Source organism: Exiguobacterium sp. UBA7533 (assembly GCF_002479335.1).
In the GTDB taxonomy this organism is placed as follows: domain Bacteria; phylum Bacillota; class Bacilli; order Exiguobacteriales; family Exiguobacteriaceae; genus Exiguobacterium_A.
This window is the reverse complement of sequence record NZ_DLMP01000002.1, coordinates 112635-138711: the sequence shown is the minus strand read 5'-3', so window position 1 is coordinate 138711 and position 26077 is coordinate 112635. Positions and strand designations below refer to the sequence as shown.

At 47.4% G+C, this 26077-nt stretch carries 25 protein-coding genes; 12 read left to right on the top strand and 13 right to left on the bottom strand.

Annotated features, from left to right (window positions below; all coding sequences use genetic code 11):
- Positions 1-105: 105 nt before the first annotated feature.
- From B2U10_RS04815 to B2U10_RS04805, 3 genes are all read right to left on the bottom strand, one after another.
- The gene (locus B2U10_RS04815; protein WP_290785976.1) at positions 106-690 is read right to left on the bottom strand and encodes a DUF4352 domain-containing protein; all 585 of its coding nucleotides are present in this window, start codon (positions 688-690) and stop codon (positions 106-108) included.
- A 169-nt stretch (positions 691-859) separates the two neighbouring features.
- The gene (locus tag B2U10_RS04810; RefSeq protein WP_290785973.1) at positions 860-1795 is read right to left on the bottom strand and encodes an NADP-dependent oxidoreductase; all 936 of its coding nucleotides are present in this window, start codon (positions 1793-1795) and stop codon (positions 860-862) included.
- A 112-nt stretch (positions 1796-1907) separates the two neighbouring features.
- Entirely contained in the window at positions 1908-3377 is a 1470-nt protein-coding gene (locus tag B2U10_RS04805) for a methyl-accepting chemotaxis protein (RefSeq protein ID WP_290785970.1), read from the bottom strand.
- Positions 3378-3531: 154 nt separating this feature from the next.
- On the opposite strand from B2U10_RS04805, the gene crcB (B2U10_RS04800) reads away from it, so the two are divergent.
- Entirely contained in the window at positions 3532-3930 is a 399-nt protein-coding gene (gene crcB, locus B2U10_RS04800; protein ID WP_290785966.1) for a fluoride efflux transporter CrcB, read from the top strand.
- Positions 3931-4281, top strand: coding sequence for a fluoride efflux transporter CrcB (crcB, locus tag B2U10_RS04795; protein ID WP_035411282.1), 351 nt, complete (start codon positions 3931-3933; stop codon positions 4279-4281).
- Positions 4282-4329: 48 nt separating this feature from the next.
- Here crcB (B2U10_RS04795) and B2U10_RS04790 read toward each other — a convergent pair whose 3' ends face one another.
- The 6 genes from B2U10_RS04790 to B2U10_RS04765 form a co-directional block, all read right to left on the bottom strand.
- Positions 4330-5184 (bottom strand): DegV family protein, encoded by an 855-nt coding sequence (locus tag B2U10_RS04790; protein ID WP_035411284.1) that lies wholly within the window; start codon positions 5182-5184, stop codon positions 4330-4332.
- A 70-nt stretch (positions 5185-5254) separates the two neighbouring features.
- Positions 5255-6286: an aldose epimerase family protein gene (locus B2U10_RS04785; RefSeq protein ID WP_290785963.1), complete on the bottom strand. Its 1032-nt coding sequence runs from the start codon at positions 6284-6286 to the stop codon at positions 5255-5257.
- A gap of 89 nt (positions 6287-6375) precedes the next feature.
- Complete coding sequence (locus tag B2U10_RS04780; protein WP_035411291.1) at positions 6376-8052, bottom strand: LytS/YhcK type 5TM receptor domain-containing protein; 1677 nt, start codon at positions 8050-8052, stop codon at positions 6376-6378.
- Between the two features lie 178 nt (positions 8053-8230).
- Positions 8231-9553, bottom strand: a complete 1323-nt coding sequence (locus B2U10_RS04775) for a hemolysin family protein (RefSeq protein ID WP_035411294.1) — start codon at positions 9551-9553, stop codon at positions 8231-8233.
- A 36-nt stretch (positions 9554-9589) separates the two neighbouring features.
- Positions 9590-9958, bottom strand: coding sequence for a MerR family transcriptional regulator (locus B2U10_RS04770; RefSeq protein ID WP_035411297.1), 369 nt, complete (start codon positions 9956-9958; stop codon positions 9590-9592).
- A 154-nt stretch (positions 9959-10112) separates the two neighbouring features.
- Entirely contained in the window at positions 10113-12248 is a 2136-nt protein-coding gene (locus B2U10_RS04765) for a (Fe-S)-binding protein (RefSeq protein ID WP_290785960.1), read from the bottom strand.
- A 206-nt stretch (positions 12249-12454) separates the two neighbouring features.
- On the opposite strand from B2U10_RS04765, the gene B2U10_RS04760 reads away from it, so the two are divergent.
- Entirely contained in the window at positions 12455-12802 is a 348-nt protein-coding gene (locus B2U10_RS04760) for a hypothetical protein (RefSeq protein WP_035411302.1), read from the top strand.
- 48 nt (positions 12803-12850) lie between these two features.
- Here B2U10_RS04760 and B2U10_RS04755 read toward each other — a convergent pair whose 3' ends face one another.
- From B2U10_RS04755 to B2U10_RS04740, 4 genes are all read right to left on the bottom strand, one after another.
- Positions 12851-13288 (bottom strand): NUDIX hydrolase, encoded by a 438-nt coding sequence (locus B2U10_RS04755; protein ID WP_290785957.1) that lies wholly within the window; start codon positions 13286-13288, stop codon positions 12851-12853.
- 55 nt (positions 13289-13343) lie between these two features.
- Positions 13344-13763: a hypothetical protein gene (locus B2U10_RS04750; protein ID WP_050677289.1), complete on the bottom strand. Its 420-nt coding sequence runs from the start codon at positions 13761-13763 to the stop codon at positions 13344-13346.
- Entirely contained in the window at positions 13753-14175 is a 423-nt protein-coding gene (locus B2U10_RS04745; protein ID WP_231496909.1) for a DUF1934 domain-containing protein, read from the bottom strand. Before B2U10_RS04745 ends, B2U10_RS04750 begins: the two co-directional genes overlap by 11 nt.
- Before the next feature lie 108 nt (positions 14176-14283).
- Positions 14284-15984 carry a glycoside hydrolase family 13 protein gene (locus tag B2U10_RS04740; RefSeq protein WP_290785954.1) on the bottom strand — a complete coding sequence of 567 codons (1701 nt, stop codon included), beginning with the start codon at positions 15982-15984 and terminating at the stop codon, positions 14284-14286.
- A 349-nt stretch (positions 15985-16333) separates the two neighbouring features.
- Here B2U10_RS04740 and B2U10_RS04735 point away from each other — a divergent pair, with 349 nt between their 5' ends.
- The 9 genes from B2U10_RS04735 to B2U10_RS04695 all read left to right on the top strand — a co-directional run bounded on the left by B2U10_RS04735 (position 16334) and on the right by B2U10_RS04695 (position 26068).
- Entirely contained in the window at positions 16334-17770 is a 1437-nt protein-coding gene (locus B2U10_RS04735; RefSeq protein ID WP_035411314.1) for an NAD-dependent succinate-semialdehyde dehydrogenase, read from the top strand.
- Entirely contained in the window at positions 17767-19395 is a 1629-nt protein-coding gene (locus tag B2U10_RS04730; protein ID WP_290748253.1) for an acetolactate synthase large subunit, read from the top strand. The genes B2U10_RS04735 and B2U10_RS04730 overlap by 4 nt, the downstream gene beginning before the upstream one ends.
- Before the next feature lie 6 nt (positions 19396-19401).
- A complete protein-coding gene (gene ytxJ / locus B2U10_RS04725; RefSeq protein WP_035411320.1) occupies positions 19402-19728 on the top strand; it encodes a bacillithiol system redox-active protein YtxJ in 327 nt (108 codons plus the stop codon).
- Between the two features lie 259 nt (positions 19729-19987).
- The gene (locus tag B2U10_RS04720) at positions 19988-21523 is read left to right on the top strand and encodes a DHA2 family efflux MFS transporter permease subunit (protein WP_290748258.1); all 1536 of its coding nucleotides are present in this window, start codon (positions 19988-19990) and stop codon (positions 21521-21523) included.
- 119 nt (positions 21524-21642) lie between these two features.
- Complete coding sequence (locus tag B2U10_RS04715; protein ID WP_035411326.1) at positions 21643-21939, top strand: metal-sensitive transcriptional regulator; 297 nt, start codon at positions 21643-21645, stop codon at positions 21937-21939.
- A gap of 13 nt (positions 21940-21952) precedes the next feature.
- Positions 21953-24082 (top strand): heavy metal translocating P-type ATPase, encoded by a 2130-nt coding sequence (locus tag B2U10_RS04710; protein ID WP_035411329.1) that lies wholly within the window; start codon positions 21953-21955, stop codon positions 24080-24082.
- A complete protein-coding gene (locus B2U10_RS04705) occupies positions 24079-24285 on the top strand; it encodes a heavy-metal-associated domain-containing protein (RefSeq protein WP_023466808.1) in 207 nt (68 codons plus the stop codon). Before B2U10_RS04710 ends, B2U10_RS04705 begins: the two co-directional genes overlap by 4 nt.
- An 86-nt stretch (positions 24286-24371) precedes the next feature.
- Entirely contained in the window at positions 24372-24596 is a 225-nt protein-coding gene (locus B2U10_RS04700) for a hypothetical protein (protein ID WP_035411332.1), read from the top strand.
- A 170-nt stretch (positions 24597-24766) separates the two neighbouring features.
- Positions 24767-26068 (top strand): globin-coupled sensor protein, encoded by a 1302-nt coding sequence (locus B2U10_RS04695; RefSeq protein ID WP_056064050.1) that lies wholly within the window; start codon positions 24767-24769, stop codon positions 26066-26068.
- The last annotated feature ends 9 nt before the right edge of the window (positions 26069-26077 follow it).

Here is a 26077-nt window from a genome sequence, read left to right as displayed (position 1 = left end):
CGCGTCATTCTTTTTTTTACGAGATAAGGGTGGCAGATCATCATTCTGCCACCCTTATCTTTGTAGAGACTGACTTTTGGAGTCAGCTCCTTCTATGCTCGCTAATTAACGTGTCAATTGAATCTTTTTTGATTGTCCACCTGCCCAGCCAAAACCAGATGAGACTTCAAGCTTCGGATTTTTGACCTGTTTCGGTAATTCAAAGACGATGTTGCCGGTTTTTTCGATATTCGGGTTGATCGTCTCTAGGAAGAAGCCCATGCCGTCTTCATTCGCATAGAGATCGAGTTCCGTATCGGCTGAATACTCGGTATCGCCGACATTGACTTTAAACATGTTGCTATCGACGAAGCGCTCTTCCTTATCTCCATTTAGAATCGTCAGACCGATGACCAAGAATTGTCCTGACGTTTTCTTTTCGCCAAGGACGTTTGATAACGTATCGACCATCTTGACATCATTGACGACGTACGTCAATTTACCGACTTTCACCCGATCCTTGATGCCGTAGGTTTTCTTGACAGGTTTTGCGACAGCTTTAGCCTTCACTGGTTTTGCTTCTGATTGGACTGCTTCTTGTTCGACTTCTACTTTTTTCTCTGGTGCCACTTGTTCTTCATCATCTCCTAGATTTCCGAGAATGACTGCTCCGATTACGATGATTCCTGCCCACTTCAATCCTTTTTTCATGTTACTTCCTCCTTTTAATTTGCCTGACTCACGTCTGATAGCCTTAGTATAGGAAGAAGCAATCTTTTACCCTTCACACTTTTTTAACCAGGTTATTTTTTGTTTTAGGTATGAAAAATAGATTGACAGGACACAAAAAAAGAACGCTGATTTCAGCGCTCTTTTCTCCTTATTCTCCTTTGACTCGGATGACGATTTTGCCTTTTGCGTGCCCTTCTTCGCCATAATCATGTGCTTCCTTGATTTGATCCAGATCAAAAATCCGGTCGACGACAGGTTGTAATTCGCCTCGCTCGACAGCTTTAGCGATATGCCGCAAACGCTCACCCGTCGGTTGCATGAAGACATACGCAGATCGTGCATTGTGCTCTTTCGCTTGTTCTTCATCCGGTGGTGTAGAAATTGAGACGAGCATGCCGTTTGGTTTCAGCATCTGATACAGTTCCCCTTGTTTGTCGCCACCCATCGTATCAAATACAAAATCGACGTCGCGAACACGATCGGCCGGATTTTCCTGTTTGTAGTCAATGACTTCGTCGGCTCCAAGCGATTTTACCCAGTCGACATTTTTCGTACTTGTTGACGTGATAACGTACAACCCGTTCGCTTTCGCAAGTTGAATTGCGACCGTTCCGACGCCCCCTGATCCGGCACCAATGAAGATTCGGTCACCCGGCTTCGCATCCATCACTTCGAACATGACTTGCCACGCTGTATGCGAGACGAGTGGAAGCGACGCTGCTTCTGCGAAACTGAGCGATTCTGGTTTTTTCACAACTAAATGCGCATCGACTGCGACATACTCCGCATACGTTCCTTGACGAGCGATTTCCGGACGGCTGAAGACGGCGTCCCCGACTTGAAGATCCGAGACATTCGCTCCGACTTCCTGAATCACACCAGCAACGTCCCAACCGATGACGAGCGGCATTTCGTAGCTCAACATCTGACGCAAGTACCCCTCTCGTAACTTCCAGTCGACCGGATTTACGCTCGCGGCATAGACTTCAATTAAAACATCATCTGGTCCGATGACTGGCTTTTCCAGTTCTCCGATCTTAAATTGTTCCGATCCACCATACTGTTCAATGTAAGCTGCTTTCATCCGTTGACTCCTCCTTCGATAATCATTCCCTATCTTCTTCCCCGTCCGTTCCACCAACAAACAGTCTGAGAATAGACAACAGCTCCCCACTGATCAATGAGGAGCTGTTTCGTTAACGATTCGTTTGCTGAAGGGTAGACGCCGTCTCGTTCAAGGCATGAATCGCCTGTTGCAGTTCCATGACCTGTCCGACTTGATGACGTGTCAGACCTGATAATGACTCACTTTGCGCGAGCAAGGCATTCATGAACGTGTCGAGTTGACTGGTTGCTGTCGTGATAGCAGTAAGACTACTTGTCATCGTCGCGAACTGAGTCTGCGCCGACTGGATCGAACCGACGACTTCCGTTGTATTCGTCTCAATCGTCTGTAGCGCCAATTGACTCTCTGCCATCCGTTCTTCCTGCTCACGTAACAAGGTCGTACTGGCATGAATCGAGTTTCCGGTTTGCGTAACATCCTGCTCAACACGTTCAATGATCGTATTGATTTCCTTCGACGCTTCTGCCGTCTGTGATGACAGATTACGAATTTCTTGCGCAACGACCGTAAAACCTTTTCCGAACTCGCCCGCGCGAGCCGCTTCGATCGACGCGTTAAGACTAAGCAGATTCGTTTGCGTCGCAATCGCGTTAATACTCGACGTGATCGCGACGATCTCCTGGAAACGCCCAGCAAGCTGTCCGAACGACGTGACTGACTCATCCATGCTCGTCGTTAATTGTTGCAGCGATTGTCCGGCAAGACCGATCGTCTGCCTGCTTTGTTCAGCTGTTGTCCGCGATGACGAACTCCGCTCGAGCGCACGGTCGACTGATACCGTTACCTCTTGCATCCGGTTAACTTGTTGTTCGTTCAGTTGACGGATTTCACGAATCGCTTGGACGCTGCCTGCCGCTTCACTTGCCAGCTGTTGCATCGCTAGATCGACCTGACTGAAGGAATCCTTCGCCGCGTCGACCGTCTCACTCATCTCTTCTGTGAACGTCGTCACTTCCGTTGCCGTTGCTGCCGTTTGCTCAAGGGCGACTTGCGATGTTGCCGCGTAAGCTTCCGACCGTTCCTGTTCTTGGCGGACTGCCAGCATGACGTTCCGTCCGAAGACGGCAACGAAGACAGCCGCTGAGAAGATCATCAAGTAGATGACATATGCGACGATCAAGTCAAATGTGTTCGTAAAAACAATCGTACCGTTGGCTGTGAATAACGCCATTTCAAGTAGTCCGAAGATCCCAGCCAGAACGACGAGACGCGGAATCAAATAGACGATCGAAATCGTCAAATAAAGATAAGCAATCGTCCAGATACTTGGGGACGGTAATGTCGTCAAAACCAAGGCGAGGACGAGATACGTTAATGTCACTTGAACATATTTCCCACTCGGACGATGTCCGAGGAGGCGGTTGCCGACCAGCAACGCGACCGTCAAGATCAGACCACCGACTAAAAACTGATAGAACACACTGATGGGAACGTAATTCATTTGGGCAAATACGAAAATCAACGGATGCGCAATTGTAATCAACGTTGCAATCAGACGGGATAAAATCTTTGTACTTTGTTGCTCGAGGGCAGATACCATCTTGTTCAAACTCCTTCATCATAGTAAAGTCATACAATTGTTCATCGGCAGAAAGAATTCAATCGTTAAGTCCCTCGGATGACTTTTTTTCTTGACGCTTTCTTGAGAGCGGGAGTACGTTTAACGTAGACTTTTTTCAGAAAAGAGGATTCCTATGCTCTATGTACTCGTAGGTCTCGCAGGTGTTCTCGGTGCCTCTGCACGTTATGGACTTGGACTGCTGATTGGCGACTTTACGACCGGTCCTTTCCCGTGGCCCACGCTTGCGATCAACTTGATCGGTAGCTTTCTGCTCGGCTATGCGACACACTTCCTATTTCGAACGAAACTCTTGCATCAATATGCGATTACAGCCATTGGAACGGGCTTCATCGGCTCATTCACGACATTTTCGACATTCAGCGTCGAGACTGTGACCTTATTTAACGAACGTCATTTAGCGGATGCGTTCCTCTACGTACTCGTCAGCCTGTTCGGCGGTCTGTTCCTGTCTTATCTTGGTTACGCGCTTGGAACAAGACGATTGCGGCACGTGACGAAAGGACGTGAGTGAATGGAATTACTCGCCCTTGCCATCGGTGCTTTTTGTGGAGCCATCAGTCGTTTTGCTGTCAGTCAATGGATGAAGACGTTCTGGAAACATGAATTTCCACTAGCAACATTCCTGATTAATGTATTTGGCTCGTTTTTACTCGGACTCGTCATCGGATCGCATCTCGATACGACCTGGACGTTACTGCTTGGTACTGGCTTTCTCGGATCGTTTACGACGTTCTCGACGTTCAAGATTGAAACGTTACAGCTCTTACAAGATGGAAACCGTAAAGTACTCGCCTTCTACTTGATATGCAGTTATGGATTCGGAATCCTCGCTGCCTTTTTCGGTATCACCTTGACCGCTTGATTAAAAAAAAGAGGCGATGGAAAAATCCATCGCCTCTTACATGTAATTTTAATCATTCATCCAGAACAGACCGACCGTCTCTGCTCCGGCATGTGTCCCAATTGCCGGTCCGAACGTGCCTTCAAGAATTGTCAGATCCGGGAATTTCGCTGCGACCTGTTGGCGCAGTTCTGCTGCCATTTCGGGTGCCATCGTCGTCGCAACATATATCCGGTTCTTATAGAACGTGTGTTGACGCATCGACTCATCGATTTGTTTGACCATCTCGATGTAGGCTTTCTTAAGAGAACGCGCTTTTTTGAATGGTACGACTTTTCCCGCTTCATCCGTCGTGATGATCGGTTTGATGCTGAGTAAGTTCGCAAGGAACAGGTCTCCTGACGAGACACGTCCACCGCGACGCATCGTCTCCATATTACCGACAATCATATAAAAATGGGTCTTTTTCGTCAATGCTTGTAACGCCGCAACGATTTCTTCGACCGATTTCCCCTGTGCCTCAAGTTCCATTCCATAACGAATGAATTCCTGTTGGTTTTCGAACGCGGTATGGGAATCGATGATATGAACCGGGAAGCTTGCCGCTTCCGCTGCTGATGCTGAGCTTTGAACGGTACTTGATAAGCCATTCGTACAATGTACTGCAATCGCGCAGTCATATCCTTCTTCTTTTAGCCGTTCGTATGTCCCGACGAACTCACCAAAGATCGGTTGTGAAGTTTTTGCAATCAGCTTTTTGTCCGCATCCAGGGCACGAAACAGACGCTCGACCGTAATGGCATTCTCTTGATACGCCGTATCACCAAGTAAAATTTGAATCGGCACGACATTGACGCCAATCGCTTCCGCCTCTTCTTTCGTGAAATAGGCCATACTATCGGTCACCCATGCAATTTTAGTCATTTTCCTTAGCCTCCGTTAGATTCTTCTCGCTCTATCCTACCATATACAGGAGTGGAAATCGCAAGATACCTCATGACATCATCTGAAAATGAAACGATGTACGCTTATGATAGTGCTCACCGGTACGCAAGACAACGGAAGGGAAATCTGGTTGATTGATCGCATCCGGTAGCCCTTGTGTCTCAAAACAGATGCCCAGGTACGGCGTTGCCCGTCTTCCACAAATCGTGAACTCGCCTGACAAGTGATTGGCCGTGTAGACGACGACCCCCGGTTGGTCGGTTACGACCCGTAACCGCCGCCCGCTGATTGGTTCGTCAAGAACGATCTCCCCACCTTCTCTAAGCAGGAAGGGATGATCCACCCCGCTACCCGCTTGACGAAGTTGTTCGTCTGGTGCGTGTGTGACTTCATGTAGAAAACGGGCATCGAGAAAATCAAAAACGGTGTCTGTTACCGGGAGAATGTCACCGGTCGGTACGGCATCTTTCGTCAACGGAATATAAAAAGGGGCGTCCATTCGCAGGACGTGCTGTTCGATTGTCGTCTTCGCCTCACCCGTCAAATTGAAGTACGTATGATTCGTCGGACTGAACGGTGTCGAGGCCGTCGTCTCCGCTTCATAATGAACATGCAGGACGTTCTCGTCTGTCCATTCGAAGGTCAACTCAAACGATAAGTGACCTGGGTAGCCGTTCTCTCCATTCGGACTATCTAATCGTAGGACAAGTCGGTCATCGTTGATTTCGTGCGTGAACATCCGGTTCGCCCAATTCTCGCTTCCCCCGTGAAGATGATGCTCGCCTTCATTTTGTTCAAGTACATACGTCATTCCTTCGAGCGCGAACGCTCCGTTCGCGATTCGTCCTCCGACACGTCCGATCGTTGCGCCTAAATGGTGTGGATCATCCTGGTATTCTGACAGGTCATCAAATGCGAGTACGACGTTTTCAATCATCCCTTGCTGATCTGGAACCCGTATCGCAAGAATTTTTGCGCCTCGGTTCAAGATATCGACACTATGTCCATGAACATTCTCTAACGTGAACCGCAACAAGTACTGATCTCCTAGTTGACCCACTTCTGTTGTCGTAATCATCATCTGCTTCCTCCTGTACAATACGTTTTGCTGTTTTCCTATTTACCCTTGAAGCAACACAAAAAAACAACAGTAGCAAAGTGCCACTGTCGTCAAGGCGATGGAAAAGGTAGCCGGACTTCGATTCGTGTTCCTTGATGGATAATGGAATAGACGCGTAGTGACGCAGCCGGACCATATGTCACATCCAGTGCGCGTCGAATCAAGAACAGATTCGAATCACCTGATTCTTTTTGATCCAGTTGTTGCATCACAGCAAGCGGCATTCCTTGCCCATTGTCTGCGACTTCGATAACCCAACCCGTCGTCGACTTAAAGGCGCGGACATCAATCCGGTGATGCCGTCCTGCCCTTACGAACGCATGACGTAGTGCATTATCGACAAGCTGTGTCACGAGGAACGGGAAAACGAAGTATTCCTCAACGGAAGTCTCGATGTCGAGATCGACCGTGATATCAGCGGATGTCAATTGATTCGGACGGCGGCGTGTACCTTCGAGCGATAGATAAGCTTTTAGCGTCGCTAGTTCCTCACGCAGTGGATGTTCATCGTGCCGCGTCGCTGTCGTCAAAAGTTGAAGCAACGCATTCAATTGATGTTTTACAGGAGTTCCGGGATCGGCTGTCCGCTGAATTTCTTCGATGATGCCTTTGAGATAACTGACGTGTAACATAGGTTTCATCTTTCTACCGCTTAATCGGAGCAACTGCTCTTCTCGGTGCATGTATAACTCTCGTGCTAATAAACGGACAAGTTGTTCCGTCATTCGCTCGACCGTATCGTCAAATAGATCTTTCGAGAAATAACAGATGACACCCGCCTTTTGACCGTTGATGCGTATTGGATGAAAGCTTAGAATCTGTCCCGTCAGTTCATCTTCCTGTCGGACGGGTTCTTCTGCCTCAATCCATTGTTGTTCCTCACGTCTCGGTTGTTCGCCACAGACAGCAGGTTGCTGTTCCGTCATATCAATGACGACTTCCGTCGCTCCGAGTAAGACGACACGTTGCATTTTCGTCTCCTTTAATAATGTCGCTCCGATTTGTCGGGCGACTTCTGACGTCAACCCCTGCTTTCGTAAGGGTTGCAACGCTTGTAATAACCGATCAGAACGCTCCGTTTGTCGGACGAAGAGATCACCTTCGAGTCGAAGTTGCGTTCGTAAAATCATGATAAACAGTACCACACCACATGTGTTCGCGAACAATAGCGGAAACACCGCATGACTGATTAAATCAAGCGCCTGCGTCGTGTCTGGAGCCAGCAACAACGTGATTCCACTTTCAAAGAACAATGCGGCTAAGACGATGCCGACTGGTGGAATCAAGGCATAGTCATCCCGTAAGCGCCAACGTTTCCGGTACCATCCACTCACGAGTCCAGCTATCATCGCAATGATCCAACCTGCTTCTGCTCCTAGAGAACCGAGTAAATAGCGGTGCAACCCGACTAGACATCCTGTGATCCCACCGACGATTGGTCCACCGATCAGACCGCTCGTCACGATGACTGCTAAACGTGTATCAAGTAATAAAGCATCCTTTTTGACGGATAACCCGAGTAACGGATCGATCGTTGTATCATTCGAAAGCACGATTCCCGCATAGTTCATTAAAATACCAGATGATACGAATGCTAAAAGAAGTGGTACATTCATCCCGCGGTCCATCTTGAATATGTATCGAGAAATGCGCCACTGGGACAATAGAAAGGCTAACAGTGCTAACATACCTAAACGACTCAGTAAGAATGGAATCTGATCAAGCACGGAATACCTCCTCGTTTCATAGGACGCGAATCGACAATACGGTAGTTGTAGATTACATTCCCGCTCACTCCATCATTCTCCTATCATGACCGCTGAAAGTTCACACAATCCGCAAGTTCTTAATTTTTTGACTGATGTGATATAAAAAAATCGGCTCCTCGATGAGGAACCGACCATCTTATCCTTCTGCTTCTACTTGTTCAGCTGGATGCAACCAAATCTTGACGCGATTGATTTGATAGTTCTCCATCTCCATTACTTCAACCGAAAAGTCTGGTGTATCGATGTGCTCACCGGGTTGAAGATCAATGTTGTGCATCTGAATCCAGCCGCCGATCGTATCCACGTCCTCGACGTTCGTAAATCGAATGTTGAAACGTTCTTCTAAATCCACGAGTAATACAGTACCGTCCAGTAAAAATTCGTCAGATTTGATTTGTTCGATTTCTTCGACTTCATCTGCATCGAATTCATCACGGATTTCGCCGACGATTTCTTCGAGTAAGTCTTCCATCGAGACGAGTCCTGCTGTTCCACCATATTCATCGACGACGAGTACGAGGTGTGTCCGGGTCCGTTTCATCTTCCGCAATGTGTCCTGAAGTGATGTTACTTCAGAAACGACCGGTAGTTCCTTGACGTAATGTGTCACCGGATGTTCGTTCCCGTTCGCAAAATCCGTCAAGACTTCCTTGACGTTGACGTATCCAAGAATCCGGTCTTTATCGTTCTCTTCTGTGACCGGATAACGCGTATACGGATTATCCATGAAGATTTCCATCAGTTCATTCTTCGTCAAACGTTCCGAGATCGTCTCCATCCGCATTCGTGGAACCATTAAGTCTTTGACAATATGCTCGTCAAAGGCGAAGACGTTCTGCATGAGAGCAAGTTCCGTCTGATTGATTTCACCACTTTGGAAACTTTGCGCCATGATGATTTTCAATTCATCTTCTGAGTGGGCTTGTTCATGTCCTGCTGGTTTGACACCGAACAGACCAAGGAACATGCGTGCTGAACCGTTGAGTAACCAGATGAACGGATACATGATCTTCCCGAACACATACAGCGGACGAGCAAATAACAATGTCATGCGTTCTGCATACTGAATCGCGAGTGTCTTCGGAGCAAGTTCGCCGATGACGACGTGTAAGAACGTTACGGATACAAATGCGATACCAAACGACAAGAGTGTTGAAACAGCAGCAGAGATCCCGAAGTCATCGAAGACCGGATGCAAGATCTTTTCGACTGTCGGTTCTCCAAGTGCCCCAAGACCGAGTGCCGTGACGGTAATACCGAGCTGACAGGCAGACAAGTAATAATCAAGATCACCGGCGATTTTTTTCGCAAGGACCGCACTTTTATTGCCTTCCTGGATCATCTGATCCAAACGCGACATCCGCACTTTGACGACAGCGAATTCCGATCCGACGAAGAACGCCGTCAACACAATCAACAACACAACTAAAAATAAATTGATGAATAATATAGTATCCAAAATCCCCTAAACAGGGGTCACCTCCATTGTTTTGTATTAAAGCTGTGCAATCAGAGAAGCAATCAATGTCAGACGCCGGGACAGTTCTAAGCGAATCGCTTGTTTTTCGACTTCCGTCGACTGCAACAAACGTTGCTCGAGTCCTTCAACCGTCGTCTGTAATTGTTGTACTTCCTGATAAATCGTCTCTCCTGTTTTTTGTTCTCGTTCCGTAAAAGAAGCAAGAATCTCTTGCAGGGAAAGCCGTTGAGACTTCAAATATTCAATCTTTTCGATTTGATGAATGACCGATTCGTCATACAAACGGTAGCCCGATGCAGTACGCTCTGATGTTAAGAGACCGAGTGATGTGTAGTAATCAATCGTTCGTTTTGATAAGCCGGTGGTCTCCGCGACCTGACCGATTCGAAGTAACGCCTTCCCAAAAGATTCTCACCTCCTTGCCATAGTTAGTCCTTTTATTTTATCATGTCAAAACCGTACAGTAAAACGTCATGCTTTTAATAAAAAAACGATTACTCCCGTTGATACGAGAATAATCGTTTATACACTTCTAATTTTAAACTGTGGCAATTGGCTCTTCGACCGCTATACCAACGATCGAGCGTTCTAATAATTCGACGACATCATACGTGGCGACCGCTTCATCCACTTCCTTCGCCTTCGTACCGTCACTAAGCATCGTCAAACAGTACGGACATGCTGACCCGATGACGGATGGTTGGACGGTCAACAATTGTTCCGTCCGCGCGACGTTGACACGTGCACCAACTTTTTCTTCTTGCCACATCATACCGCCACCAGCACCACAACACATGCCTTTTTCACGGTTACGTTCTGTCTCGACGAGAGTGATGCCTGGAATCTTCTCGAGAATATAACGCGGTGCGTCGTAAATATCATTGTATCGACCGAGGTAACACGAATCGTGATAGACGACCCGCTCCTTAACTTCATGTAACGGTGTAATGCGTTTCTCATCAATCAGACGAGCGAGCAATTCGGTATGGTGATAGACTTCGACATCCAGACTGAGTCCGAAGTCTGGGTACTCATTTTTGAATGTATTGTAGGCATGCGGATCAATCGTGACGATCTTTTTGACGCCATACTTCTCAAATGATTTGATGTTTGCTTCCGCGAGTTCTTGGAACAAGACTTCGTTACCGATTCGACGTGGTGTATCGCCCGAGTTCTTCTCATCGTTTCCGAGAATCGCAAACGAGATATTTGCCTCGTTCAGAATACGCGCAAACGCCATAGCGATTTTTTGACTCCGGTTATCGTACGATCCCATCGCACCGACCCAGAACAGGTACTCGAACTCTTCGCCTGCTTTCTTCTTTTCTTTCGCTGTCGGAACGACGAGTTCATCACGGTTTTTCCGCCAGTTTTCGCGCTCTTTTCGGTTCATCCCCCACGGATTACCTTGACGTTCGATGTTTGCCATCGTCCGTTGCATTTCCGGATCCATCTTGCCTTCCATCATGACGAGATGGCGACGGAGGTCGATGATTTTATCAACATGTTCGTTCATGACCGGACACTGATCCTCACAGTTTCGGCACGTCGTACACGCCCAAATTTCTTCTTCCGTAATGACGTTCCCAATCAATGAATCCGGGACGATATCCATCTGTCCGGCTGCTGCGAGCGAGGCAATCTGATTTCCTTGCGATCCTTCGAACGCAAAAGCAGGTGCCCATGGTGAACGTTGTGTGATGGCTGCCGTTTTCATATTAAGATGGTCCCGTAATTTAACGATCAAATCCATCGGTGACAACATCTTCCCAGTTCCGCTTGCTGGGCACATGTTCGTACAGCGACCGCACTCGACGCAGGCATATAGATCAACGAGTTGCTTTTGATTGAAATCTTCAATCCGATTGACCCCGAAGCTGAATTCCGCTTCGTCGTCTTCTGCTTCTTCCATGACGGATAGATCAATCGGTGCCAAACGACCAACTTTCGATGTCCGCCCGAGCCAGACGTTTGCTGTACCGGCAATCAAGTGCGCATGCTTACCTTGTGGGATGTAGACCATGAAGCTAAGTAAGAACAAAAGATGCGCCCACCAGAAGAAGACGAATAATCCGAAAGCGACCGATTCCGGTACCCAGCCGAATAAGAACGCAATGCTTGAAGCGACGGGTTCACCGAGCGTCGAGTGGTTCTCATAGACAAGGAAGAATCCGTTTCCGAAGAGGACGGCAACCATCAAGCCACCGATGAAGATCAAGGCAAGACCTGCTAAGAAATTTCGCTTCAGACGGACGAGCTTCTCGACATACCGGCGATAAAAACCCCAGACGACGGCAATCAAGATGACGAGCATGACGATCTCTTGAAAGAATGTAAAAAATGGATAAAGTGGACCGAGCGGGACATGCGGAAAACGCTGACCGACGGCAAGTCCTTTCCAGATAAAATCAATCGCTCCGAATTGAACGAGTAAGAATCCATAGAACATCATGACGTGGATGGCGCCACTTTTCTTATCTTTTAATAGTTTCTTTTGACCAAAGACGTTAACTAAAACTGCGTCTAGTCGTTTTTTATTCGTCAGCGTCCATTCCGCCTTTTTCCCCCGTTTAATGGCGGCATAACGACTTTTGACGAGTGATGTGAACAGATAGCCTGCATAACCGATGACGAGTAGGAAGGCAATCCAGTTGATGATTAAAAACGTATTCATGTTCGAACAAACCCCTTTCCCCCTAAAGCAGTTGTGTTGAAATGAGTATAGCATATAATGAATGACTATTCATTCATAAATTTTTAAATAAATTTCTTACTTATTCATTGACTTAATCTGTCAAAAAAAAATAAAACACATCCATAAAAAGTAAGTTATCTTATATGTGGTCATTTTATTTATATACATATCAGGAGGTTTTCATTATGCAAGGTATTCTTCAACATCCAAGCGGTCTCGTCAAAGAAGTCAAAGTAGGCTTTTCTTGGACAACATTCTTTTTCGGCTTTTTCCCAGCTTTTTTCCGAGGCGATTTTAAATGGGGATTGATTCAACTCGTTCTTGCACTTGTCGTCGGTACTGCTACGGTAGGCTTTGGAACAGGTCTCGTCAGTCTCGTATTTTCGTTCATCTATAATAAAATCTATATAAACGAGTTGATTGAAAAAGGATATCGTCCAATCGACACCTCCTTCCAACAAGCTTTGAAACAACGCGGAATCCATACACGTCTATTATCTGAAACATCTGCTCGTCAAGAAGCAGCATTCTAAGCAAAAGAACGGATACACTCCTTTATAAGGATGATCCGTTCTTTTTGCTTACCACTTCATCTCTTTAAACATATAATAACCTTTGTGTTGTTCTGTTAAGTATGTATATAACGGAAGACGGACATCCTCACTTGTGATGTATTCCGTTAGCTCCCTTTGATTGATCCACTTCGTCTCGCTAATTTCTTCATCAGGATCATTCGGATCGAGTACTCCGCTCACCTCGCAATCAAAATAAGTGACGAGACTGTGCGCTTGATAAGTTGGCATGAAGTTCTCCGTCAAGAAGGCAAACGACGATGATGTGACTGCCAAGCCAGTCTCTTCAGCAACCTCACGACGAAGTGCTTGCTCGAGTGTCTCCCCAGCTTCAATCTGTCCACCGGGTAAGCTCCACCGATTGTCCTGACCCGATTGATTGTTGACAATGAGCAGTTGATCGCCCTTCCGGATGATCGCGACGATGATTCGATAGAGTGGATACATGACGCTTCCTCCTAAAAAGACCACCTTGTCTAAAACAAGATGGTCCACTGAGTGTTTATTCTAGACCGAGCGACTGTGGCAGACGGACTGCACGTGCGAAGGCATTTTTATAATCCTTTTTCGCGACTAACTTTTCGACTTCACGGATCGCTGGATGCTGTTCGTCTGCAAACGCACCCAGGATCGTCAAGTAACGCTCATATACTTGATCGTCTTCCTGACGTGCTTTCAAAAGCGCTGTATACAGCATGACGGTATCTTCACCGTATAAGACAGGTAATTCTTCATTGATTAAAAGTAGCGTATCGATTGACTCCGGATCGACCTTCGGATTGTATTCCGTGATGACCTGCTCTGCGAGTCCTTCGAGTTGATCACGCCATTCGTTGTAGCGCGGCTCATCGTTCTCGAGCCACTCGAACCATTCCTCTTCCAACATCTGTTCCATTTGACGTACTGTTTGTTCAAATGCCATTCGTCTCACTCCGTTTCCAAGTTAAATCAATCGTATACGTACCGACTGCTTGTCCATTCATTTTTAATGTATAGCGAAACTTCATCTGCTGCGGTTTCATCTCAATCGTCTCCGTGTCTGTCTCCATCAACATTTGACCGAACTGACTGCCATACTGGCTTTTAGTCGTCTCTTTTAAAATGAAGACATGATGCATCGCAACAGGACCTTTGCGATTCAGGGCGATCTGGTCTTTTGACCATTTGATCGTCGTATCAATCGGTTGTTCATCCGGTTGAACGAATTTCACGGCAAAACCATCCTTTGTTTCGAACAACGTGCCGTCCGCCTCAAGTTCGACCGATTCACGCATCGGACCATCTTCAATCGTCGTCACCTGTCGTAATGACACCGAGTACTTTACTGGTTTCACTTCTATCACCTCATCGTTTAGCGTACACGATTTTTTCGTCTGATGCATCTTCTGCTTACGCACAACAAAAAAACGGATTCGATGTACTTCGAATCCGTTCAAAACATATTAGCGCACACGGTACAGACGAGCTTCGAATGGACGAAGTTCCAGTTCTGTTCCTTCGTGGTGCATCGTCGGATAGTTGCCAAGCAACATATTATCCGAATGCAAGATGATATCCGTATCGATTTCTGCTGTTTCGCCTTTTAAGTTCGTAACGATCAAGAACTGTTCGTCACCAAGCGTCCGTGTATAGGCATAGACTTTCGTATCTTCCGGTAAGATGAGATCATACGCACCATAAATCAATGTCTCTTCCATCTTACGGATTTGAATCATTCGTTTATAGAAGTTCAAAATCGAGTCTTCGTCTTGTTCTTGTGACGCGACATTGATGTCCGCGTAGTTCGGGTTAACACCGAACCATGGGGATTGATTCGAGAAGCCACCATTTTGCTCGTTCGTCCATTGCATCGGTGTGCGTGAGTTATCGCGGGACGAGTTCCAGATGACTTCCATGATTTCCTCATGTGTCTTCCCGGAAGCGAGTTGCATCTCATACATGTTTTTCGTCGCGACGTCATCATAATCCGCGATGTCCGGGAACTGAACGTTCGTCATCCCGATTTCCTGACCTTGATAGATGAACGGTGTGCCTTGCATGAAGAAATACATCATCGCAAGCGACTTCGCGCTCTCTTTCCAGTACTGTTCCTCGTCACCCCAAAGGGAGACCGAACGAACCTTATCGTGGTTTTCGAGGTACAACGCATTCCAACCGGTCGCTTCAAGACCTTTTTGCCACTTCGTCAGCACTTGTTTCAGTTTGACGACGTCGACGCCTTTTTCCGCATCTGCGCGCCAGAGATCCATGTGCTCGAACTGGAAGACCATGTTCATCTTGCCGTTCTCTTCTCCGACCCAAAGGTCTGCTTCTTCCGGCGAGACGCCGTTTGCTTCCCCAACAGTCATGATATCGTATTTCGAGAATGTCTCATCCTTTAGCTCTTCAAGATACGCATGGATGCCTTCGACGTTCATATGCATGTCAAACGACGGCACATACGGCATACCAAGTGGGTTCGGGAGATCGCCGAACGACTGATCCTTGTTGATGTGACTGATCGCATCGATTCGGAAACCATCGATGCCTTTATCAAGCCACCAGTTGATCATTGTATAGACCGCTTGACGCATATCGCGGTTTTGCCAGTTCAAGTCTGGCTGACGACGGGAGAAGACGTGCAGGAAGTATTGCTCAGTCTTCTCGTCATATTCCCATGCTGATCCACCGAAGATACTTTCCCAGTTGTTCGGTTCTCCTCCATTGATCGCATCTTTCCAGATGTACCAATCGCGTTTCTCGTTGTCTTTTGACGAACGCGATTCAAGGAACCATGGATGTTCATCAGATGTGTGGTTGACGACGAGATCAAGTAACACTTTGATGTCTCGTTTATGCGCTTCTTCCATTAAGAGATCGAAGTCTGCCATTGTTCCGAACTCATCCATAATGTCTTCATAGTCACTGATATCATATCCGTTATCATCGTTCGGTGACTTGAACATCGGACAAATCCACAAAACGTCGACGCCAAGATCCTTCAAGTAATCCAGTTTTGCGATGATACCCGGAATATCGCCGATTCCATCGTTATTTGCGTCATAAAAGCTGCGTGGATAGATTTGGTATGCTACTGCTTCTTTCCACCAAGCTCGTGTAATTGTTTGTTGGGCCGTCTCAGGGCGCGGTATCATTTGTGTCATGTGTTAGAAATCCTCTCGTAGGTGAGTCATTAGTAGGAGTTAGGTATATTTGTTCGTCCTTCATTTTGTTTTGCGCAACCGATTGCGCAAACCCTTTACTTTTATCTTATCAAATCCACTTTTAAAGTCAATGTCTCGAGGATGATTTCACCATTTCACATCAATGGGGATCACTCTTCGTTTACATCGAATATTTCAGTTGAATTTACATTACATTTACTGAATCATCCTACACTGTTTATCGGTCAATTTCTACCTTTTTGCATAACCTTTCCTTTCCAAAATGAATCTTTTTTTATTCGTTCGGGTATACCCTAACCAATGCACGTAAAAAAGGGGGATTTTCAAGATGAAGGGACAATTCTTTATTGGTGGACAATGGCTGGATCACGGACGAGAACGGACAGATGTCACGAATCCAGCAACCGGAGAAGTCGTCGGTAGCGTACCAAACGGAACAAAATCAGACGTCAATGATGCTGTCGAAGCAGCACGGAAGGCTTTTCCAGAATGGTCGAAGCGGACAGTATATGAACGCGCTGAACTCTTGGAAAAACTCTATGCCAAAATGATCGAGAAAAAAGATGAACTCGCCCGGTTAATGACGCTTGAGATGGGGAAACCGCTGGCTGAATCAGAAGGTGAAGTCCAGTATGCGGCAAACTTCGTCAAATGGTTCGCAGAGGAAGGAAAACGGGCATACGGACGTGTCATACCGACACACGATGCTTCTAAAAGACTTCAAGTCATCAAACAACCGGTTGGTGTCGTCGCCGCGATCACACCATGGAATTTCCCAGCAGCCATGATTACCCGAAAATTGGCTCCGGCTCTCGTTGCCGGATGTACGTTCGTCATCAAACCACCCACCGCGACTCCATTAACAGCACTTCGTTTACTTGAACTTTGTCAGGAAGTCGGGATTCCAGAAGGCGTCGTCAATGCCGTTACAGGTAGCGGGAAAGCACTCGGTGAATCACTCGCGACACATCCGCATGTCGATAAGATCACCTTCACTGGTTCGACCGAAGTCGGACGGACACTGATGGCTCAAGGAGCAGAGACGATCAAAGCGATGTCGCTTGAACTCGGCGGACATGCACCGATTCTCGTCTTTGATGATTGCGATCTCGATTTAGCTGTTGCGGAGACGATCAAGTCGAAATTCCGAAACGGCGGACAGACGTGTGTCTGCGGAAACCGGATCTATGTATCTGATTCGATTTATGACGCGTTCGTTGAAAAACTCGGTCAGGAGACGGCAAAATTGAAAACCGGGAACGGTCTGGATGCCGAAACAAAGATCGGTCCAATGATTAATAAAGCGGGTTACGATAAAGTTAAAAAACATGTCGATGACGCTACTTCAGCCGGTGCTCGTGTCGTCACGGGTGGAACAGGAACAACGGACGAGGAGAACGATGTCTATTATTATGAAGCAACCGTGCTCGCTGACGTAAAACCCGGCATGTTGATCATGAACGAGGAGACGTTCGGACCTGTCGCTCCCGTCCAGCGTGTCAGTTCTGATGAAGAAGCGGTTCGTTACGCCAACCAGACACCATTCGGTCTCGCTTCATACGTCTTTACGAAGGATTACGCGCGTGCCATTCGTGCAATCGAAGGGCTTGATTATGGAATCGTCGGCTGGAATGATGGGGTTCCTTCTGCTGCACAAGCACCATTTGGTGGAATGAAACAATCCGGTCTTGGACGCGAAGGCGGTAGTGAAGGACTCGAAGCGTATCTCGAGACAAAATACATCTCAATCGGTGGACTAGCATGAACGCGGCGGATTGGTTCGTTCAATGTTTAGAGGCAGAGGGAGTCACGCATATCTTTGGTGTTCCCGGTGAAGAGAACATCACATTGCTCGAATCACTTAGTCGTTCGTCGATCACGTTCATCACGACGCGTCACGAAACGAACGCTGCGTTCATGGCAGCGATGTTCGGTCGCCTGAGTGGACGACCGGGTGTCTGCTTATCGACGCTTGGTCCTGGTGCGACTAACATGATGACGGGAATTGCGAGTGCAACGATGGACCATTCTCCTGTCGTTGCCATCACAGGACAAGGAGCACTATCACGGCAACATAAAGCGTCGCATCAAATGTTTGATCTCGTTGATCTATATCGTCCGGTCACGAAGTCAAGTACGTCCGTTCTGACACCAGAAGTGATTCCGGAAATCGTCCGTCGTGCCTTTGCGACGGCACAGAGCGAAAAGCCGGGAGCGACGCATATCTCTTTCCCAGAAGACGTCGCAAAACAAGAACGAGATCAACCTGTGACTCCTGTCAAAAACGACAGTGCTCCGACATATCTTCATCCGTTGACGATTGATGATCCGGACGTTTTACGATTGATCGAGCGATCGCAACGTCCTGTCATCATTGCCGGTTTCGGGATTCACCGTCAACACGCACTTGAGGCGTTTCGGGCATTCGTCGAACAGCTGGATGCTCCGGTCGTCGAGACAATGATGGGAAAAGGCTCCATCTCCTCACAACATCCGCTTGCCGCGCATACGATCGGTTTGCCGGATGTTGATTACAACCAACGAATTCTTGATGCGAGTGATTTAATCATTACGATTGGTTATGACATCACGGAACTGCCCCCGGAAAAATGGAATCCGAAAAAGACGCCGGTCGTTCATCTGGATACGAACCTTCACGAAATCGATGCCTACTATCCAGTCGTTGCAAATCTAGTCGGCAATCTTTCAGATGTATTGACCGTTTTGACACCACTGCTTCCAAAGCGTTCCTGGAACGGTTGGCAACGGAATCGCGATAAGTTGCGCCAAGAGATTCAAGAAACATATTCCCTCGCGCTCCCTTTACATCCTCAAAGCATCGTTCGTGAGCTCGAACGGACGGTTGGTGAAGCCGGAATGGTTTTCTCGGATGTCGGAGCACATAAAGTCTGGCTCGCTCGCCATTATCAAACGACACATCCAGATCAATTGTTCATTTCGAATGGGTTTGCTTCAATGGGCTATGGTTTATCGAGTGCACTCGCAGCCAAACTTCTCTACCCCGACCGACGTATCGTCTGCGCCGCTGGAGACGGAGCTTTTCTTATGAACGGTCAGGACCTCGAGACCGCCGTTCGTTTGAAGCTGCCACTCGTCGTATTAATTTGGCGAGACGGGACATATGGTCTCATCGAATGGAAACAACAACAAGCATATGGAAAATCATCGTACATCACCTTTGATAATCCGGATCTCGTTCAACTGGCTCATGCTTTCGGTGCGCTTGGACTTCGCGTCGGTGAACACGGTTCGCTTGCCCATTGTCTTGATCAAGCTTTCGCGAGCGATGGACCCGTATTGATTGACTGTCCGGTCGATTACCGGGAAAATCTAAAGTTAAGTGAACGTCTCCGGACGTATGGAGGGTGATATATTATGACACAACCACGTAAACTGCAGTCTATTTCTGATTTTGATCAATTTGCGTCCGAACATAGCGCTTTCGTGATTTGCAAACACAGTACGACATGTCCGATCAGTGCCGCAGGATTCTCAGAGTATACGAAGTTCGCGGATGAAACCTCTGTTCCGACAGCATATCTCTTCGTCCAAGAAGCTCGGACCTTATCGAATCACATCGCTGAACACTATAATGTCCGACATGAGTCGCCACAAGTTCTTTTCATTCAGGACGGCAAATCTGTCTGGACAGCATCTCACTACGACATTACAAAGGATGCACTCGAAACGAACGTTCAGTAACGCTAACTATGAAACAAGCTTCTGGCTGTTTCAAACTGAAGACAAAGCGCAATTTTCCTCTAACGAGAAGGATTGCGCTTTTTTATTTCCTACGAATCATTTTCCTCATTTAGAAAAACGCTTTCAAAACTACATAAAAAATAAAATTACCTTTCTTAGCTATTATTATTTGTAATTCGAACTAAATCGGATTAAGATAAACTACAGATAGAACGACCGTATAGAAATCTGTACCGTTAGTTTAGTTAGGAGGATATTCATGCAACAAAGTGCAACTCACACAGCTCGAGCTCCTTACGGCATCCTCGCCGTTTTGATGATCGGGGCATTCATCGCTTTCTTAAATAATACCTTGCTCAACATCGCCCTTCCTTCAATCATGAAGGATCTAGCGATCGAACCAGCTACTGCTCAATGGCTGTCGACTGGTTTCATGCTCGTCAATGGTGTCTTAATTCCGACATCTGCTTTCTTGATTCAAAAGTATTCGGTTCGTCGCTTGTTCTTACTCGCGATGACTCTCTTCTCGACCGGAACGATTCTTGCCGGATTCGCAGACGTCTTCCCTGTGTTGCTCGCAGGACGGATGATTCAAGCGTCGGGTTCTGCCATCATGATGCCGCTACTGATGAACGTCATGCTCGTCAGTTTCCCGATTGAAAAACGCGGGACTGCGATGGGCTTCTTCGGATTGATTATGATGGGGGCTCCAGCGATCGGACCAACGTTATCCGGTTGGATCATCGAGCACTATGATTGGCGGATGCTGTTCCACTTCATCACACCAATCGCCTTAATCGTTCTCGTCGCTGGTTTCTTCTTGCTTCGTGACGTCAAGGAACGGTCTGCGACTCGGATCGATCTGACTTCCGTTGCACTTTCGTCACTTGGTTTCGGTGGCTTATTGTACGGATTCAGTTCTGCTGGCTCTAAAGGTTGGGATAGTTTCCACGTCTATGGAGCACTGATCGTCGGGGTCATCGCACTCGTGACATTCATTTATCGTCAGCTGCATATGGAACGTCCGATGCTCAACTTCAAGATTTATCGTTACCCGATGTTCGCCTTGTCTTCTGCGATCTCGATGGTCGTCACGATGGCGATGTTCTCGGGCATGTTATTGCTTCCGATCTATGTCCAGACGATTCGCGGTATTTCACCACTTGATGCGGGTCTCATGCTGTTACCGGGTGCCATCTTAATGGCCGTCATGTCACCGATCAACGGGAAGCTGTTTGATAAGATCGGTGGTCGTCCTCTTGCATTGACTGGTTTGTTCATCACAGTCGTCACGAGTTATTACTTCAGTCAACTTGAGATGGATACGACGTATACCCATCTGATCATCCTGTATTCGTTACGGATGTTCGGGATGTCAATGGTCATGATGCCGGTCTCAACGAACGGTTTGAATCAGTTACCAACACGCTATTATCCACACGGCACAGCGATGAACAATACGTTGCAACAAGTATCTGGTGCAATCGGAACGGCGTTGCTTGTTACGATCATGTCAACGCATGCTAAGACTCGTGGCACAGAGCTCGCGGCCGAAGCGGCGAAGAACATGACAAGTCAACCGACAGCTGAAGCAGCTGCTGCTTTAAAACAGCAGATTACGATGCAAGCGACGCTTGACGGAATCAACTATGCATTCTTCATCTCGACGTTCATTGCTGGTCTAGCATTCGTCCTCGCCTTCTTCATTAAACGGGCGAAACAAGCTGAAGACATCATTAGCGATCAACGCTCATTGAACGAAACGATCGTCAAACCGCAAGTCTCCAATCAATAAGTGCAAAAGCAGTCGTCTCTCGCGACTGCTTTTTTTATTGTTTGAGCTATATACTGGTACCCCCCATACCTATATGTTAGAGTAAAGATAACAACAAGATTACTAAAGGAGGCACGACTATGGCACACGATCACCCTGTCGTCCCACGAACACATGAAGAACAAGACGCTTTAATGAAACGATTAAAGCGTATCGAAGGACAGGTCCGCGGGATTGCCAACATGGTTTCTGAAGACCGGTATTGTATCGACATTTTGACGCAAACCGCATCGATTCAAGCAGCTTTGCGGCAAGTCGAACTGCAAATCATCGAACGCCACGTCAAAATGTGCATGCATGAGGTCGCGACTCGTCAAGACAGTACGGACGCTTACGTCGATGAGTTGATGGCAGTCATTGCCCGTCTGAAAAAGTAAGGAGGGTTTTCTGATGTCAAAAACGATTGAGTTTGATATTGAAGGGATGACATGTGCCGCCTGTTCCGCTCGGATTGAAAAAGTCCTGAACCGGATGGACGGCGTCGAAGCAACGGTCAACTTACCACTCGAGACGGCTCGTGTCTCGATTTCTGATGCCTATGATGATCAAGCGATTATCGAAAAAATTCGCAAAATCGGCTACGAGGCCACGGTCAAACAAGCACCACACGCAACAAAATCGAATCGTCGGATGCTGTATCGCTTCGTCATCGCAGCCGTTCTTTCGCTCCCTTTGCTCGCGAGCATGCTGACACATATTCCGAATAGTCCATTCCATCTTCCATTCTTGATGAACCCGTGGCTACAATTTGCTTTAGCGACACCGGTTCAATTCATCATCGGTGCGCCCTTTTACAGCGGGGCTTATAAAAGCTTACGGAGCGGGAGTGCTAACATGGATGTCCTTGTCGCGCTCGGGACATCGGCAGCCTACTTCTATTCCGTTGCTGAAATGCTGTTCGTCTCTGATATGCCACACCTCTACTTTGAGACAAGTGCGATTCTGATTACACTCGTCTTGCTTGGGAAGGTTCTCGAAGACCGTGCGAAACAACAGACGACAGGAGCGATTAAAAGTCTGCTTTCCTTACAAGCGAAAGAAGCCATCGTTTTGGAAGATGGGCAGGAACGGATCGTTTCAATTGAGGCGATCCAAGCCGGGATGGTGTTGCTCGTAAAACCCGGAAATAAAATTCCGACAGACGGTATTGTTCGCGCAGGTGATGCGTATCTCGATGAGTCGATGTTGACCGGTGAATCCGTTCCTGTTCATAAGACTGTTGGCGCATCCGTCATTGGTGGTACGCTGAATACGAACGGTTCCTTGCAAATCGAGGCGACAAAGATCGGGCAAGCAACGGTTCTCGCACAAATCATTCGCGTCGTCGAGCAAGCGCAGACCGAAAAAGCGCCGATTCAGCGCCAAGCCGATCGGATTTCTGGTGTGTTCGTACCGATCGTCGTCGCCATCGCGCTTCTGACATTAGCCGCTTGGTGGATGTTCACCGGTTCCTTTGCAGAAGCGATTCGTCCTGCCATCGCGGTTCTCGTTATCGCCTGTCCGTGTGCACTCGGACTCGCAACACCAACTTCAATCATGGTCGGAACCGGAAAAGGCGCTGAACGAGGGATTCTCTTTAAAGGCGGTGCTCAACTGGAGAACCTCCAACATGTCGATGCTGTCGTCTTTGATAAGACTGGAACACTGACAGTCGGTCGCCCTGTCGTCGTCGAGACGTTTGGCACGGAGACAGCGCTCGATTTCGCTGCCGCGCTCGAACGTCAATCCGAACATCCTCTTGCCCGTGCCATCACAGCAGAGCGGGATGTCGTTTTTGATATCGAACAGTTCCATGTCGAATCAGGACGTGGGATCACAGGACAAATCATGGGACATGATTTGATCGTTGGTTCAGCGCGAATGATTCAGGAACGAAACATCGCCCTTCCTGACTGGACGTCACTCGGAGCGACACTCGTGTATGTCGCCGTCGATGGAGAAGTCGCTGCCGGATATGCCATCCGTGACGCGTTAAAAGATTCAGCGAAAGAAACAATCCAGCGGTTGCGAGAGACTAAGGACGTGTATCTCTTGACCGGTGATCGTCGTGAAGTTGCTGATCATCTAGCAGAAGAACTCGGACTTGATCGAGCGTTCGTCTTTGCTGACGTCTTACCTGTTGAAAAGGCAGATGTCATTCAGTCACTTCAACAAACGAAACGTGTCGCGATGGTCGGAGACGGTATCAATGATGCTCCCGCTCTTGTAACGGCGGACGTCGGCATCGCGCTCGGCAGCGGCACAGATGTCGCCCTCGAAGCAGCCGACGTGACGTTGCTTGGACACGATTTAAAACAAGTTTTACTTGCGATCGAACTAAGTGAGCAGACAATGAAAAACATTCGTCAAAATCTCGTTTTCGCACTCGGCTACAATACGATTGGCATCCCTGTTGCTTTTCTTGGTCTGCTTGCTCCATGGCTTGCGGGCGCCGCCATGGCATTCAGTTCTGTCTCTGTCGTGACGAATGCGTTACGATTAAAACGTACCCCACTATCTGAAGGAGGAACTTCATCATGAAAGAAACAACGTTATCTGTTATCGGTATGACATGCAATCACTGTAAAGCGAGTGTCGAATCAGCTTTATCTGAAGTCGAAGGTGTACAACATGCTACTGTCTCACTGGAACAAAATCAAGTGACGGTACAGCATGAAGACGTTCCTCGTGAGCGCCTCGTCGATGCAATCGAAGAGATCGGCTATGATGTGCCGACTGCTTAAACATCCATGCCAAACTGCTTCTAACACGCAGTTTGGCTTTTTTGTTTTTTGAAAAGCGGGAATATACGGAGTAAGGAGGGGTTCGTATGGTACCGCAAATCGAATTCGTAGAACACTTCGACGACAACAAAGGAAAACGATTCAAAATCGAACTTTGGAATCTCGGAACCTTCACATTCAGTGCCGAGTCAGCTCGTGGACCTGTCACCCGTTTCACCTCCATCGATATTCAATTCGTTCAGACCTGCGTTCAACGAATGCGCTCGATCGTGGACGCCAAAAAAGCATTCCAGGAAGATCAACCGGTCTAATCCTGTCTTTTTTCATTCTCCTCATGGCACTTGCCATGAGTTTTTTTGTTTCCGGTCAATGTTTTTCAATATTCTCGTCTTTTTTTCGAAAACCAGTATCGCTTCGTCAAGATGAACCGATAAGAAACAGACATCATTTTATTCACATCTTGAGTATTGGAGGCAACTACGTGCGCAATCCTTTTAAAAGTAAGACTACTTCGGTTTATCAAGCTACAATCGGCTTTCCTGATTCTCATCTCATCACGAAGACGGCAGATCCTGATCTTACATCTCGTCTCGTATACATGGGGTATACAGAAGAACAGCTACAGACACTTAAATCGATGGCACCTGTCGTTCAAGGCATCTTAGATGAGGTCCTCGAGCAAGTGCTTGACCATCTATTATTGAATCCAGAGATGGCAACGATCGCGAAACAATCATCGACACGCGAACGATTGAAAAAAGTCTTTGCGGACTACTTCACGAGTCTTCTGACAGGAAACATGGATGAATCCTTCCTTGCGATGCGGACACGGATGGGACAGACGCATAAACACAACTTCGTTCCCGTCACTTGGTTCATCGCTTCATATGCTGCGTTTCAGACGTTGTTGATTCCTAAAATCGTCGAACATTATCAGCATGACCCAGCGCAACTGACAACAGCCGTGCTTGCATTGACTCACGCGATGAACTTAGATGCTCAAATCGTAACGAGTCAGTACGTCGATTCTCGTCTTCATGAAGTAACGGCAGCGAACGAGTCGCGCCGTCAACTGCTGACAGACGTCGTTCGTGTCAGTCAAGAAGTCGCAAGCTCCGTCGAACATACGGATCATGCCATCATCGAAACGAGCCGACGTGCTTCACAAGTGTTGGCAGAAACAGATCAGACGGAGCAGACGAGCCAGCAACTCGTCCAAATGACGATTGCTAACGAACGACAGATGCAACAGATGGAGCAACAATTCGCTCAATCAACACAACAAGTTGGTACTTCGCTTGAAAGCATCCACGAATTGAAAACGACGTCGGATGAGATCGTCCAGATGACACAAAGCATCGAAGCGATCGCCAATCAAACGAACTTACTCGCGTTAAATGCTTCGATTGAAGCAGCCCGCGCCGGTGAACACGGTAAAGGATTCGCTGTCGTAGCGACGGAAGTCCGGAACCTTGCTGAAAATGCCAAGTCATTAAGTAGCAGCATCAATGGTCTGATTCAAAAGAACAATGGCAACATTACACAACTGGTTTCTCAGATGGAAGACATCACACGCGCCAATACTGCATCTCAGCAAGAATTACAACAAGTCAAACAAGGAATCCAAACCGTTAAGAGTGAAATGGAAAACTCACTGACGTTGTTTGGTCGTAATAAAGAAAACCTTGGACAAATCGTCGAGACGATCCAAGGTCTCAGTAAAACGACGCAAGGCTTGACGACACTGACGACGGATCTTGTCGCAGCTTCAGAAACACACTAAAAAACAGGT